A 14,294-nucleotide genomic window follows, 5' to 3' on the forward strand; every position below is an offset into this window, starting at 1 on the left:
GGGCCGGCCGCTGCTGCCATTCGATTATTGATGATAGTGATGAATATCCCGCCGTGTATGGCGGGACTGCCGTGCCTGATCAGCATGACTGACGTAACCGGGGCGCCGGGGTGACTCGGGGTACCGGGTGCCTCGGGGTGACTCCGGGTGACTCCGGCTGGCTATTCGTCGCCTTCAGCGGGCCAGTCGCGGATATAGGCTTTCAGCATCTTGTTCTCGAAACCCTGCGCCTCCAGCACGGCCTTGGCAATGTCGTAGAACGACAGTACTCCAAGCAAGGTCCCGTCGTCCATCACAGGCACATAGCGTGCGTGACGCTCCAGCATCATCCGGCGCACTTCGTTGATATCGGTATCCGGCGTGATGGTGACCGGATCCTTGTCCATGTGCGCGCGTACGGTTTCATTGCCCACCGACCCCTGGTTGGCGTGCAGGGTGGTGATCACTTCCCGAAAGGTCAGGATGCCGACCAGCTTGCCGCCTTCCATCGCCACCAGCGAGCCTATGTCGTGCTCGGCCATGGTATCGACGGCCTGCAGGATGGTGGCGTCCGGCGTAACGGTAAACAGGATGTTGCCCTTGACCTTCAGTATTTCGGAAACCTTCATCGCGCCGTCCCTGTCCTTGTTGTTCTTCCGTTTGCAATGTAGCGTAAGCGCTGGTAAAAATCCAGCAGGCACGACTGGCCTTTGCGTTGACCTGAAGCAGCGTCAAACCCGCGTTCCTGAGGATCGTAGCAGCAAAGTCCCGGGCCGCCATCGCCGGCCCGGCTTTTTCCGGCCAACATCGCACGCAGGACACACTGAAGGATAACAATGAGCGATCCCCGCTATCCCGGCTTTGACACCCTGGCCCTGCATGCAGGCGCGGCCCCGGATCCGGCAACCGGCGCGCGCGCGACGCCGATCTACCTCACCTCCTCCTTCGTGTTCCGGGATTCGGATCATGCTGCCGCGCTGTTCAACATGGAGCGAGCCGGCCATGTCTACTCGCGCATCTCGAATCCCACCAATGCCGTGCTGGAGGAGCGTATCGCCGCGCTGGAAGGCGGCGTGGCCGGCATCGCCGTCGCCAGCGGACAGGCCGCGATGCACCTGGGCCTGGCCACCATCGCCGGCGCCGGCTCGCACATTGTCGCGTCGCGGGCACTGTATGGCGGCTCGCAAAACCTGCTGGGCTATACGATGCGGCGCTTCGGTGTCGAGACCACCTTCGTCGACCCGCGCGACATCGATGCGTGGCGCTCGGCAATTCGTCCCGAGACCAAAGTCCTGTTTGCCGAGACGCTCGGCAATCCCGGACTGGATGTGCTGGACATACCGACGGTGTCGGCACTGGCGCACGAGCACCACTTGCCGCTGATGGTGGACTCCACATTCACCACGCCATACCTGCTCAAGCCGTTCGACCTCGGCGCCGACCTGGTATTCCATTCCGCGACCAAATTCCTGTGCGGCCACGGGACCGCGATCGGCGGATTGCTGGTCGATGGCGGCCGCTTTGACTGGCAGCGCGCCTACGAGCGCACCGGCCGTTTCGCCGAGTTGTGCGAGCCGTATGACGGCTTCCACGGCATGGTGTTCGCCGAGGAGTCGACGGTAGCGCCCTTCGCACTGCGTGCGCGCCGCGAAGGGCTGCGCGACTTCGGCGCGGTAATGAGCCCGCACAACGCCTTTGCCATCCTGCAAGGCATCGAGACACTGTCGCTGCGGATGCAACGGCACGTGGAAAACACGCGCAAGGTGGTGGCCTTCCTGGCAGCGCACAAGGCGGTTGATTCGGTGTCCTACCCGGAACTCGAGACCCATCCCGACCATGCGCTGGCGCAGCGGTTGCTGCCACGCGGTTGCGGCGCAGTGTTCTCCTTCGCCATACGCGGCGATCGCGCCGCCGGGCAACGCTTCGTCGAGGCCTTGCGGGTATTCTCGCACCTGGCCAATGTCGGCGATGCCAAGTCGCTGGTCATCCATCCGGCATCGACCACGCATTTCCGGGTCCCGGCGGCACAACTCGCCGCCTCCGGAATCACGGAGGGAACCATGCGCCTGTCGATCGGGCTGGAGGATCCTGAGGACCTGATCGAAGACCTGCAGCGCGCCCTGCGCGCAGCGCTGAAGGGGGCCTGACATGTTGCTCGACATACAGGGACAGCAAAGCTTCTGCTACACCGGCGGCAAGCAATTCGACCCGGCGCTGCCGGCCATCGTCTTCATTCACGGCGCACAGAACGATCATTCGGTATGGGGACTGCAGAGCCGCTACCTGGCGCACCATGGCTTCGGCGTGCTTGCGCCCGACCTGCCGGCCCACGGCCGCAGCAAGGGCCATCCGCTGGCCTCGATCGAAGCCATGCGCGACTGGGTGCTGGCGCTGATGGATGCCGCCGGCGTACAAAAGGCGGCGCTGGTCGGTCACAGCATGGGTGCGCTGGTTGCGCTGGACGCCGCAGGCAACGCCCCGGACAGGGTCAGCAAGCTGGCCATGCTGGGCATCGCTTACCCGATGAAGGTATCAGATGCGCTGCTCGACGCTTCGCTGAACGAGCCGGGACGGGCCGCCGACATGGTCAACATCTGGTCGCATTCGTCGCTGGCGCCCAAGCCCTCGGCCCCGGGTCCGGGCTTCTGGGTGATGGGCATGTCGCAGCGGCTGATGCAGCGGGTGAGCGAATCCAGCAGCGAACCGGTATTCAACACCGACTTCAATGCATGCAACAACTATGCAGGCGGTGAAGCCGCTGCGGCCGCCGCGGCCGCTGCGCGCTGCCCTGCCCTGTTCATGCTTGGCAGCGCGGACATGATGACGCCGCCAAGAACCGCATTGTCCTTGCGGGCTGCGATTGCGGATGCGGAAGTCGCGCTGCTGCCGTGCGGGCACGACATGATGGCGGAACAGCCGGATGCGGTGCTGGACGGCTTGAAGAAGTTCTTGCAAACCCGTCCGGGGTAGTCCGGGCGAAAATTCCGGGCGTGGACCAGCGGCACGGATCTGTCAGCCGAGCTGTCAGCCGATCTATCAGCCAAGTGCGGCCACGCCTGCTTGCAACTGCCGCCCGTCGCTGCTGAACCACGCCGACAAGGTCTGCGGCAGTCCTTTTTCAACAGCTGCCTCCACCTCCCGCGAAAGCCGCTCATTCGCGGGGGCGATGAACACGAACAGCCGATACACGTCAGCAAGGCGCAATTGGTCCGGGTTGGCCAGCAGGGTCCAGCGATCGGCCCCGCTTGGGCGCGTGACGAAGCGGAAGCGGGTGCGGCCCGACAGTTCGGACCTGACTCGTCCGACCCAGCCAGCGTCCAGCATCCGTTGCAGCAATGCCTCCGACTCCTCGAAGCCAAGCCGGGTCTGCGCGCGTATCGCCTGCATGTCGACCGCGGCCGAGGCGCCCGCCTTGCGCGCGTCGTACAACACCGATAGCAAGAGAATCGCGTCCACGAAGGCGCTGCCCGGCACCGCCACGTGCCGCCAGCGCTCGTATCGCACCACAGGCAGGGACGCCGCCAGCACCGCCCCGATCAGGACGATCATCCAGCCAACGTAAATCCATACCAGGAAAATCGGCACCGCGGCCAATGCGCCATACACGACCGTGTAGCTGGAAAAATTCGCCACGAACACCGCAAACAGCCGCTTGGAAACCTCGAATGCGATGGCCGCGAATACGCCGCCGGCGAGCGCATCGCGTCCGTCGACTGCCCGATTTGGCACCACCAGGTACAACAGCGTGAACATGAGGACCGTGAGCAAGATCGTCAGCAGGGTGAAAAACAGGTCGCCGACCAGCGGCAGGCCGCCAACGGCCCGGTGCGTCGCATTGACCAGATAGGCCGTGACAGAGATCGAGACACCGATCATCAACGGCCCCAGCGTCAGCACCGCCCAATAGATCAGGATGCGCTGGCTCAGCGGCCTCGGGTTGCGCACCCGCCAGATCTGGTTGAACGCACGTTCCACCATCGCGATCATGGCCACCGCAGTGAATCCGAGAGCGACCGCGCCGATGGCCGACAGGCGCTTGGCCTGCTGCGCAAACTGGTTCAGGTAATCCAGTATGTTGTTGGCCAGCCCCTGCGGCATCAGGCTTTTCAGGAAATATCCTTCCAGCGCCTTGCGGAAGGTATCGAACAGCGGAAACGCGGTGAAGATCGCAAAGGCAATCGTCAGCACCGGAACGATCGCCAGCACCGTGGTGAAGGTCAGGCTGCCGGCCGCCTGCGGCAGCCGCTCTTCAGTCAGCCGGCCGCTGGCAAAGCGCAGCAGATCCCGCAACTGGGGCAAGGTCAGGCCACGAACGGCGGACAGCGCGTTTGAATGCATGCGGTAAAGGGCAAATCCCTGGTTGTGTGGCCCGGCCACGGAAACAAAGCGCCCTATAATACCAACATGTCACGACCTAACCTCACCCTGCTGGTGCTGTATTACTCCCGCCACGGCTCTACCCGCGCACTGGCCGAACTGATCGCGCAGGGAATCGAAAGCGTGCCCGGCTGCGACGCCCGGCTGCGAACCGTCCCTCCCGTATCCACCGTCGCCGAAGCGACCGCGCCCGACATTCCCGACAGCGGCCCACCCTATGCCGAGCTTGCCGACCTGCAGGAATGCGACGGCCTTGCCCTTGGCTCGCCGACCCGCTTCGGCAACATGGCGGCGCCGATGAAATATTTCTGGGATGGCACGTCATCCCTCTGGCTCGCGGGCGCGCTTGCCGGCAAGCCTGCCTGCGTGTTCACCTCCACCGGAAGCCTGCACGGCGGACAGGAAACCACGCTGCTGTCGATGATGCTGCCGCTGCTGCACCACGGCATGCTGGTGTTCGGCCTGCCCTATACCGAGCCGGAACTGATGACTACCGCCAGCGGCGGCGCACCGTATGGCGCCACCCACTGGTCTGGCGTCAATGGCAATAATGCAGTCAGCCCGGACAGCCGCATGCTGGCCATCGCGCTTGGCCGGCGCCTGGCCGAAACCGCATCCCGGCTGAAGGGGCAATGATGAACAAGCCGGCGCACCAATCGCTGTACATCAGCGCCCTCGCCAGCATGATTGCGCTGATCCTGCTGTGTATCGCCTGGGAAACCGTGGTGGCGCCTTTGCGCCCCGGCGGCTCCTGGCTTGTGATCAAGGTCATACCCTTGCTGATTCCCCTGCGCGGAATCTGGAAACGCGATGTCTACACCTTGCAATGGTCGTCGATGCTGATCCTGCTGTTCCTGGCCGAAGGGGCGGTGCGTGCCACCACCGAAACCGGATGGTCGCAGGCAATGGCGATCGGCGAAGTGATACTGGTCGTCGTATTTTTCGTATCCACCCTGCTCTACTTGCGGCCGTACAAGCAGACCGCCAAACGGCTGGCAAAGGAAGCAATCCGCAAAGCCTCCGAATCCGTCAATGAATGAATTTCTCGACGCCTGCCGCCAGGTCATCGGCGATGCGCAGGTGCTGGTATCGCCAGCCGACATGGCGGGCTACCTGACTGACTGGCGCAAGCGTTTCACCGGCCGCGCCCGCGCCGTGCTGCGCCCGGGATCGACCGAAGAGGCAAGGCAGCTGGTGGCGCTGTGCCGCCACTATCAGGTTCCAGTCGTGCCGCAGGGCGGCAACACCGGCCTGGTGCTGGGCAGCGTGCCGGATGATAGCGGGAATGCGGTGGTGATCTCGCTTGCCCGCATGAACCGGATACGGGCGATCGACACCATCAACAACACGATCACCGTGGACGCCGGCTGCGTACTGGAGCAGGTACAAAATGCCGCCGCCGACAGCGAGCGCCTGTTCCCGCTGTCGCTGGCATCGGAAGGCAGCTGCACCATCGGTGGCAACCTGTCGACCAATGCCGGCGGCACCGGCGTGCTGCGCTATGGCAATGCACGTGAGCTCTGCCTGGGCCTGGAAGTGGTGACCGCCGACGGCGAAATCTGGAACGGCTTGCGCGGCCTGCGCAAGGACAACACCGGATACGACTTGCGCGACCTGTTCATCGGCGCCGAAGGAACGCTCGGCCTGATCACCGCCGCCGTGCTCAAGCTGTACCCGCAGCCGAAGGGCCAACTGACTGCGCTGGCGGGCCTGCAATCGCCCGGCGATGCGCTCAAATTGCTGGCGCTGGCACAGCAACGCTGCGGCGCTGCGCTGACCGGATTCGAACTGATGTCGGGCTTTTGCCTGGAGTTGGTCACACGCCATTTTCAGCAGTTGCAAGCGCCGCTGCCGCAGCCCTATCCCCAATACGTATTGCTCGAACTGTCCGACAGCGAATCCGAGGAACATGCGATGTCACTGCTGGAAGCCGTGATCACCGCTGCGCTGGAAGAAGGCCTGGTACAGGACGCCGCGGTTGCCGCGTCGATCGCGCAGTCACAGTCGCTGTGGAACCTGCGCGAGCACATCTCGGAAGCGCAGGCTGCCGAGGGAAAAAACATCAAGCATGACGTGTCGGTGCCGATTTCGAATATCGGCCAGTTCGTTCAAGAAACCGACCAACTTCTGCAAGCAGCCGTTCCAGGTGTTCGAATGGTGACCTTCGGGCACTTGGGCGATGGCAACCTTCATTACAATGTGTCCCCGCCCGTGGGGACCGATGCTAACAACTTCATCGAACGCCAGGCCGAGGTCAACCGCATCGTGCATGACAGCGTTCACCGCTTCGGTGGCTCGATATCCGCAGAACACGGCCTGGGCGCGCTCAAGCGCGAGGAAGTCCTGCGCTACAAGTCGCCGCTTGAAATGCAGTTGATGCGCACAATCAAACAGGCACTCGATCCGCTCAATCTGATGAATCCGGGGAAGGTGCTCTGAAATTTTCAGAGGATCTTCATGCGGCATGCACTGGCGTTGTTTGCGCTTTCCCTGGTTTCCCTTCCGTCCCACGCGCTGTACAAATGCGCTGCCGGCGCCACCACGGTTTATTCCGATACCCCCTGCCCTGCAGGCCAGCCTGCGCAACTGCTGACGCCCGCACCCGCGCCGGACGCCGCGCAAGTGCGCGACGCTACTCGCAATGCCGCGCGTGACAAGGCGGAAGTGAACCGGCTCCGCAGCGAACGCGAGCGGCGCATCGCCCAGGAAGAGTCGGCCCGCGCGCGTGCCGAGGCTGGCCGCCTGGCGCATCAGAAAAAATGCAAGCTGCTGGGCATGAAGAAGCGTTGGGGCGATGAAGATGCCGCGCGGGCAAGCGTCAAACAGGAAGCGAAGGCGAAGCGGGCTGCGCGACGAAAGGCCGAGCAGTATGAGCTGGAGTGCGGGGCCTGACGGATTGGCTTGCGCTTCATCCGAGCTGATCAACGCCCCCGGAACGCGCGGGTCACGGCCAACGCCAGGTACCGGATTCTGGTCATCCGGCTTCAGAGCCGCTTCGACAAATCCGATCGATGCCCTGATTGCCCTGCCTCTGCCTGTCGTACCGATTTCTGCTGCGTATTCGGCGTATTGCTGACCACTTCATACCAGCCGCCGGACCCGGTGGCATCCTTGCCGATGAGCAATCGAACATCCACACCGGTGCGCAGTGCCCTACTGTCCACCACCGTCAGCGCCGAAGAAAACCGGCGGCCAAGGGTTCGTGCCTGTTGTTCAAATCCGGCCCGGTACTGGATCACGGTCTCCTGCTGCCGGTAAGGGGCTGCGTTGGAGAGCCTGGCCTTGGGCAGGCCATCAGCGATCAGCAACCGGTTGACCTTCGCCGCCAGGCCGGTACTGCCATTGCCATTGCTGATCTCGAGTCGAACATGCTTGGCCAAGGCCAATGGCTGCTCGTTGGCAGCAACGGCCTGGCTGGAGGCTGCCGCCGCGGTTGCCGGCTCCGGTGCCGGTGCTGCGGTGACCCGTTCCGTGCCAGCACCGACCTTGGCGCCGCTCCCGGACTCTGGCAATACTTGCACAAGCGGAGCCGGTATGCTGCTGCTGGAAGGCGCCATGCCGAGCGACCCGCCAAGGGCCACTGGCGCATAGGGAGTACTGATATCGATCGTTGCTGCACCAGCGGCAACATGGGGCGCTGCCGGCCTGCTAGCGGCCACTGGGCGTGCGGCCGGCACCTCGGCAACCACGGCCGCTCGCGTGCCCGAGCGCGCCTGTTCAAAGGCCAGCTTCGCCTGGTCGCCCAATCCCTGTTCGGCGTAGGCTGCGCCAAGATTGTTGAGGGTTCTCGGATTGCCAGGCTCCAGCTCCAGCGCCTTTTGATAGGATGCTGCAGCATCGGCATAGCGTTGCTGCAGGAATCGGGTGTAGCCGAGGTTGTTATACAGCCAGGCTAGTCGCGGCGCGATCGCAAGCGCTGCTTCGAATTCCCGGGCTGCCGCATCATATTGGCCGCGTTGGGAATAAAGCGTGCCCAGTGCACTGCGCGCCTCGACGAATTCGCGATCGGCCTCCAGCGCCCGCTGGTAAGCGGTCGCCGCCAGGTCGAGCCGGTTCTGCCCCTGGTAATACCTGCCCAGTTCGAGAAAGCCGGCTGCCGCCCCGTTGGTGTTGCTGGTGCGCCAGAGAGGTTCTATACGGGGGCCTTCAGCCGACCGGTTCGGTGGCGTGGCGCATCCGAACAGCAAGGGCAAGGCGCAGGCGAGCGGCAGTGCAAGCGAGGGTTTTATCGATTTCATGATCTTGTCCTGGTTGCGAATTCAATTCGATTCGATTCAATTCAATCAGACTCGAATGGTGTCGATCCGATGGCTGAAGCCCGGCTACATGATTGCCTGTCCCGGAGCGCTCAGGACCCTGAACAATTGCATCATTGCCGGCCCCAGCAGCACCAGCATGATTGCCGGGAAAATGCAGAAAATCAGCGGAAACAGGAGCTTCAGCGCAACCTTGGCCGCAGCCTCCTCGGCCTTTTGACGGCGGCGCGTGCGCAATGAGTCCGAGTGCACCCGCAGCGAATCGCCGATACTGGTTCCGAAACGCTCCGCCTGGATAAGCATCGCGACCAGGCTGTCGATGTCTTCCACGCCGGTCCGGATCGCCAGGTTGCGCAGTGCGCGTTCCTTGCTGCTGCCGGCACGCAAATCCAGTGTCACCAGGTGCATTTCCTCGGCCAGCGCCGGCGCCGCAGTGACCATTTCAGTTGCGATGCGCGCGATCGCGGCGTCGACAGCCAGGCCGGCTTCGACGCAGACCGTCATCAGGTCCAGTGCGTCCGGAAAATGGTCAACGATTTCCTGTTGCCGCCGCCTGATCATTGCGCCCAACAACAGGTTCGGTGCGTAGAAACCCGTGGTCGCCGCCAGCAGCAGGATCAGCATCAGCGTAGTGGTACTTTCAAAGCTGATGCTGGCAAGCAGGACGGTCAGCCAGGCCAGCAAGGGAAGCGCCACCGCAAGAATGGTTTTTGCTGCGAAGTAGATCGCGGCGGCATTCGAACTGCGCAAGCCGGCATTCATGAAGCGGGCTCGCATCGGCGAATTTTCCCACCCGCTCTCGGGCACCGAGAGCTTGGCGAACGGGCCGGTCAGGCGCGCAATGCTTGCCATCCAGTCGCCACCGGGGCCGGACGGGTTGGACAGCCCCGCGCCGTCCACCGCCATTTCCTGCATGCGTTGCTTCAGCGGGTCCGGCGATGCCCAGCGGAATACGGCGACCGAAATGCCGAACACCATCAGAAACACCGCCGCCAGATAGAGAAAATAAAGTGCGTTCATGCCGACTCCTTGGACTACTGAAATGTCGTGCTGGAATACCGTGCTGGAATACCGCGCTGGATTGCGAATTCAGACCCGGATCCTGATGATCTTGCGCATCCACAGGATGCCGAAGACCATCATCACCATCATGCCGGCCACAATCCTCTGGCCGCCCGGATCGGTCCACAGTACGTTCATGAATTTCGGATTCAGCAAATTCATGATGCCGGTAAGCACAAACGGCATCAGGCTCAATATCCAGGCCGACAGGCGCCCCTCCGCTGACAGCGCGCGGACCTGTCCCAACAATTTCAGGCGCTCCCTCACGATCGCGGCGATGTTTCCCAACAGCTCGGTCAGGTCGCCGCCGGTTTCACGCTGGATCAGGACGGCGACCACGAAATATCCGACGTCAGTCCCCGGAATCCGGCGCGCCAGGTTGTTCAGCGCGTCGTGCATCGGTATTCCGAAATTGATCTCGTCGAACACGATGCGAAACTCGCCAGCGATCGGATCGTTCATCTCGGTCGTCACCATCTGGATTGCCGCGGGCAATGCATGGCCGGCGCGCAGCGCCCGGGTCATGAGGTCCAGTGCCTCCGGCAGTTGCGCCTCGATCAGGGCCAGGCGCTTGGTTCGCTTGCGCCGGAAATACAGCCACGGAAGCGCAGCCAGCAGCGCGCAGGCGGCGAGCACCGCCCACCCCGGGAGGCCGAAAAATGAAGCGAGCAAGCCTGCCGCGCCGAAGGCCAGCGTCAGCAGGAAGAACTGGCCGACATTTTTCTGGCTGCCTGCTTGCGCCAGCAGCTCGTCGATGTCCCGCGAGACCGGCAGGCGCGCCAGCAATTGCTGCAATGCTGGCAAGCCGCTCAGCTCCCGCTTCTTCCGGATCGAGATGCCGTTCCCCTCACCGTCCCCGCCAGTCATGACGCGCAGCCGGCGGGCAACGCGCTTTGCTTCCGGTCCGCGGCTGGCGCTCCAACTCACGTACAGGCCTTCCACCAGCAGGACGACGGCAATGAACACCGCAAGCACGAAAAAAATGAAGTTCATATCCATGACGGCTCCTGTCCCTTGGCGATCTGCATGATCAGGCTCCCACTTCGTAACGACGAGCAGGATCGAAGAGCGACTCCGGCAACTCGACGCCATGGGTATGCAAACGCTCGGCGAATTTGGGCCGCACGCCGGTGGCGCAGAAATAGCCTGCCACCCGGCCGTCGGTTCCTACCCCGGTCTGGCGAAAGGTGAAGATCTCCTGCATGGTCACGACTTCCCCTTCCATGCCGGTAATCTCCTGGATGCTGACCATCTTGCGCTTGCCGTCGGACAGGCGGGCAATCTGGATGATGACCGAGATCGCGGAGCTGATCTGATGCCGTGCCACCTTGGGCGGCAGGTTCATTCCCGCCATGCCTATCATGTTTTCCAGCCGGGTCAGCGCATCGCGCGGCGTGTTGGCGTGGATGGTCGCCAGCGATCCTTCGTGGCCGCTGTTCATGGCCTGCAGCATGTCGACCGCCTCGGCGCCACGAACCTCGCCAAGAATGATCCTGTCGGGCCGCATCCGCAGCGCATTCCTGACCAGCGCACGCTGCGTGATTTCCCCCTTCCCTTCTATGTTGGCGGGACGTGATTCCAGTCGTACCACGTGCGGCTGCTGGAGTTGCAGCTCGGCTGCGTCCTCGATCGTCACGATCCGCTCGCTCGGGCTGATGAAACCGGAAAGAATATTCAGCACGGTAGTCTTGCCGCTGCCGGTCCCGCCGGATATCAGCATGTTGATCTTGGAATGCGCCAGCCCCTTCAGCACTTCTGCCATGGCCCCGGTCAGGCTCTGGAATTCGATGAAGTTGTCGATCGTCAGCGGCTGCACCGAGAACCGCCGGATCGACATGATCGCGCCATCAATGGCGAGCGGAGGAAGGATCACATTGACCCGCGACCCATCCTTGAGCCGGGCATCCACCATCGGACTGGATTCGTCGACCCGCCGGCCTACCCGCGACACTATCTTCTCGATGATTTTCATCAGGTGTGCATCATCATTGAACCGAATGTCGGTCAGTTCCAGACGGCCGCGCTTCTCGACGTAGACCTGCTTCCAGGTATTGACCAGGATGTCGGATACGTCCGGGTCGGCCATCAACAGCTCCAGCGGACCCAGGCCCAACATCTCGAACTGGATGTCGCGCACCATGTTCCTGCGCTCGCCGTCGTTGAGGACCACGTTCTCCTCTTGCAGCAGCTCCTCAACCATGCCGCGCAACTGCTCCCGCAACTGGTCCTCGCTCAGGGTTTCCATCGCCTGCAGGTCTATGCGATCGAGCAGCAGGTGATGGATGCGCGCATTGATTTCGCGGTAAGCCCGATTGTCTGTTGAACGGGCAGGGAATCCCGCCGATCCGAACAATGGCGTCGGGCTCTCGTTGAACTGAAGACGGCTTCTCAGCGACATGTTTTCATCCTCTCAGCGGTTGCCGGTCATGCCCGGCCGAAAATGCGGGACATCCACTTCATCGATACTTCTTCTTCCTTCGGAGCCAGCATTTCGCTCCACTCCGCCAGCGCCTTGCTGACCGGGCTGCTGCGGGCCAGGCGGGCGATCGGAACCCCCTGGTTCACCGCTGCGGCGGCTGCTTCATAGTGGTTGGGAATGGTGCGGGCGATCCTGTGTCCGAGCGACTGTTCCATGTCGCCGACCGCGATCTCGCCACCCTTCTGGTAGCGGTTGACCACCAGGTTGATCTTGTCCCTGGTATAGCCCAGCGTGCGGAATACCTCGAGCAGGCGGCGTCCGTCACGAATGTAGGGCATGGTCGTTTGCAGCACCGGGTAGATCTTGTCGGCCTGGTCGAGTGCACGGATGGTATGAGCGTCAAGCGTGCGGCCGACATCCAGCAGCACGAAGTCATAATGGCTGCGCGCCATGGCAAGGATGGCGTCGATGTGGTCAGGCTTGACTTCCATGCCATGAGCCGGATCCTCGGGAGCGGCCAGCACGGACAAATTGTCGGTGATGGCGACCATGCTCGAAGCAAGCAGGGCCGGGTCCAGGCGGTCGATATTGCGTGCAAGGTCGGCCAGCGTCGTGGCCGGCTTGATGTCGGACAGGAATAGCAGCGCATCGCCAAACTGCAGATTCAGGTCCATGAGCGCCACCTTGCGGCCGCGCTCGGCAAGGGCGAAGGCGAGGTTGGAGGCCAGCAGCGTCGCTCCGCTCCCGCCCTTGCAGGAAATGAAGGCGAGGATCTTGCCTTTCCTGCCTTGCGCCATTCCCATCTTGTAGCGAATGCGCTCGATCGCGGCCTGCAAGCCGTCCCTGGACACGGGAGAAGGAAGCACCTCCCGCACGCCGACTCGCATCGCATGGATCAGGAATTCGGGCGACTGCTGGCTGCAAAGCATGATGAAGTTCATGTTCGGAAAGCCATGGCCCAGGCGCTCCAGCACTTCAAGGTCGCTGCGCCCCTCGCAAGCGCTGCCGACGATCAGTATGTCCGGCACCATCGCCCCGGTGAAGTTGCCCAGGTCCGCAACCGTTCCTTCGACGACCGTTGCACGGATGCCAGCCGGCAGCGCCGAATTGACAGCGTCCAGTTGCTTCCTGTCGGGAGATACGATCGTAATGTTCAGCTCGCTCATGATTTTGGCCTTAGTTTTATGCTGTCAGCTGCACAGTCCGCCGCTTCTGCTGCTATCCAGGCTTTCGCGGCGAAGACTTGTTGTGAATGGCGGCACCTTGAGCGTGTACGGGATGAACGGAATCAGCAAATTGAGATTGACGCCATTCGTGCCCTGGTCGATCGATGCCGAAACCGACTTGCAGGTGTTGATGCTGCAGCCTGCTGGCTCATACGTCACGACCAGGCTGGCAGCAGTGATCAATGGGTAGGCGGCCGCGGTCTTTTCCCTGACCGTCGTATCGCTGATATCGCAGATCACTGCGAGCCGGGCGGCAAGGCGGGTCGCTTCCGACGCCATGTTCATGGTGAGCATCAGCCGGCTGATGCCGATAATGCCCAGCACGACCATGATCAGCACCACGGACACCAGAGCGAACTCGACCGCAGCCGCACCCTTCTGGCTGGTGATGAATGGGCCTTTACGCGGAGCTTTCATCACAATACTTGCCTCATCGTTGAACTGACGTCGGCGAAGGGAATGTTCGTCACCGTCGGTAGAATCGGCACCAGGAAGCTGAATGTGTATCCGACCAGCCTGACCTGGACCAGGTTGATGGTGCCGCTTCCGGTCCCGACATCCGCATAGGTGCCGCCGGCGCAAGCCGCGCTGGGCGAAGCGGACGGCGACGAAATTCGATCGCATATGACGACCATGCCGGTGTCCAGGCCCTCCACCAGTTTGGGTCCGGTGCAGTCCTCATTGCCGAATACGGCCAGGCACCTGGCTGCCGCGGCCGGGTAGCCCGGATCGGTCGGATTGTGCTGCGACAGCAAGCGGGTGGCGTCGCGCACCGACTTGACCAGCGCGCTGTAGTAATACATCGAGCGCGCAATGTCGACTGATCCGCCCAGCATGATCAGCATGGGGATCAGCAGGACCGCCAGCTCCACCGCTACCGCGCCAGACAGGTAACGCATCCTGCGCGGCATCCGGCTGGAAGCAAGGTGGTTCGTCCCGTTTTTCATCCCGTTTTTCATCCTGCTCGTCATCCTG

Annotated in this window: 15 protein-coding genes; 6 read left to right on the forward strand and 9 right to left on the reverse strand. The window is 62.7% G+C overall.

Features of this window, described 5'->3' with window-relative positions; all coding sequences use genetic code 11:
• Positions 1–161: 161 nt before the first annotated feature.
• Positions 162–608: a CBS domain-containing protein gene (locus tag FVE66_RS08410; RefSeq protein ID WP_151446941.1), complete on the reverse strand. Its 447-nt coding sequence runs from the start codon at positions 606–608 to the stop codon at positions 162–164.
• A 207-nt stretch (positions 609–815) separates the two neighbouring features.
• On the opposite strand from FVE66_RS08410, the gene FVE66_RS08415 reads away from it, so the two are divergent.
• Positions 816–2,126, forward strand: coding sequence for an O-acetylhomoserine aminocarboxypropyltransferase (locus FVE66_RS08415; protein WP_151446942.1), 1,311 nt, complete (start codon positions 816–818; stop codon positions 2,124–2,126).
• Between the two features lies 1 nt (position 2,127).
• Positions 2,128–2,949, forward strand: a complete 822-nt coding sequence (locus FVE66_RS08420) for an alpha/beta fold hydrolase (RefSeq protein WP_151446943.1) — start codon at positions 2,128–2,130, stop codon at positions 2,947–2,949.
• 66 nt (positions 2,950–3,015) lie between these two features.
• Here FVE66_RS08420 and FVE66_RS08425 read toward each other — a convergent pair whose 3' ends face one another.
• A complete protein-coding gene (locus tag FVE66_RS08425; protein WP_151446944.1) occupies positions 3,016–4,317 on the reverse strand; it encodes a YihY family inner membrane protein in 1,302 nt (433 codons plus the stop codon).
• Positions 4,318–4,383: 66 nt separating this feature from the next.
• On the opposite strand from FVE66_RS08425, the gene wrbA reads away from it, so the two are divergent.
• The 4 genes from wrbA to FVE66_RS08445 are packed head-to-tail and all read left to right on the forward strand — an operon-like array spanning position 4,384 to position 7,248.
• Positions 4,384–4,992 carry an NAD(P)H:quinone oxidoreductase gene (gene wrbA / locus FVE66_RS08430; protein WP_151446945.1) on the forward strand — a complete coding sequence of 203 codons (609 nt, stop codon included), beginning with the start codon at positions 4,384–4,386 and terminating at the stop codon, positions 4,990–4,992.
• Positions 4,992–5,396 carry a DUF2069 domain-containing protein gene (locus FVE66_RS08435; RefSeq protein WP_151447257.1) on the forward strand — a complete coding sequence of 135 codons (405 nt, stop codon included), beginning with the start codon at positions 4,992–4,994 and terminating at the stop codon, positions 5,394–5,396. Before wrbA ends, FVE66_RS08435 begins: the two co-directional genes overlap by 1 nt.
• Complete coding sequence (locus tag FVE66_RS08440) at positions 5,389–6,795, forward strand: FAD-binding oxidoreductase (protein ID WP_151446946.1); 1,407 nt, start codon at positions 5,389–5,391, stop codon at positions 6,793–6,795. The genes FVE66_RS08435 and FVE66_RS08440 overlap by 8 nt, the downstream gene beginning before the upstream one ends.
• 18 nt (positions 6,796–6,813) lie before the next feature.
• On the forward strand, positions 6,814–7,248 hold the full coding sequence (locus FVE66_RS08445; RefSeq protein WP_151446947.1) for a DUF4124 domain-containing protein: 435 nt from the start codon (positions 6,814–6,816) through the stop codon (positions 7,246–7,248).
• Between the two features lie 92 nt (positions 7,249–7,340).
• Here FVE66_RS08445 and FVE66_RS08450 read toward each other — a convergent pair whose 3' ends face one another.
• The 7 genes from FVE66_RS08450 to FVE66_RS08480 all read right to left on the reverse strand — a co-directional run bounded on the left by FVE66_RS08450 (position 7,341) and on the right by FVE66_RS08480 (position 14,266).
• Positions 7,341–8,594, reverse strand: coding sequence for a LytR C-terminal domain-containing protein (locus FVE66_RS08450; protein ID WP_151446948.1), 1,254 nt, complete (start codon positions 8,592–8,594; stop codon positions 7,341–7,343).
• An 84-nt stretch (positions 8,595–8,678) separates the two neighbouring features.
• Positions 8,679–9,632, reverse strand: a complete 954-nt coding sequence (locus FVE66_RS08455) for a type II secretion system F family protein (RefSeq protein WP_151446949.1) — start codon at positions 9,630–9,632, stop codon at positions 8,679–8,681.
• Positions 9,633–9,701: 69 nt separating this feature from the next.
• A complete protein-coding gene (locus FVE66_RS08460) occupies positions 9,702–10,673 on the reverse strand; it encodes a type II secretion system F family protein (protein ID WP_151446950.1) in 972 nt (323 codons plus the stop codon).
• A 31-nt stretch (positions 10,674–10,704) separates the two neighbouring features.
• Complete coding sequence (locus FVE66_RS08465) at positions 10,705–12,072, reverse strand: TadA family conjugal transfer-associated ATPase (RefSeq protein ID WP_151446951.1); 1,368 nt, start codon at positions 12,070–12,072, stop codon at positions 10,705–10,707.
• Between the two features lie 26 nt (positions 12,073–12,098).
• Positions 12,099–13,259, reverse strand: a complete 1,161-nt coding sequence (locus FVE66_RS08470; RefSeq protein WP_151446952.1) for a CpaE/TadZ family protein — start codon at positions 13,257–13,259, stop codon at positions 12,099–12,101.
• A gap of 24 nt (positions 13,260–13,283) precedes the next feature.
• Positions 13,284–13,736 carry a TadE/TadG family type IV pilus assembly protein gene (locus FVE66_RS08475; protein WP_151446953.1) on the reverse strand — a complete coding sequence of 151 codons (453 nt, stop codon included), beginning with the start codon at positions 13,734–13,736 and terminating at the stop codon, positions 13,284–13,286.
• Complete coding sequence (locus FVE66_RS08480) at positions 13,736–14,266, reverse strand: TadE/TadG family type IV pilus assembly protein (protein ID WP_241673092.1); 531 nt, start codon at positions 14,264–14,266, stop codon at positions 13,736–13,738. Before FVE66_RS08480 ends, FVE66_RS08475 begins: the two co-directional genes overlap by 1 nt.
• Positions 14,267–14,294: the final 28 nt, after the last annotated feature.

Origin of the sequence: Lacisediminimonas profundi (assembly GCF_008831265.1) — a bacterium.
Taxonomy (GTDB): Bacteria; Pseudomonadota; Gammaproteobacteria; order Burkholderiales; family Burkholderiaceae_D; genus Lacisediminimonas; species Lacisediminimonas profundi.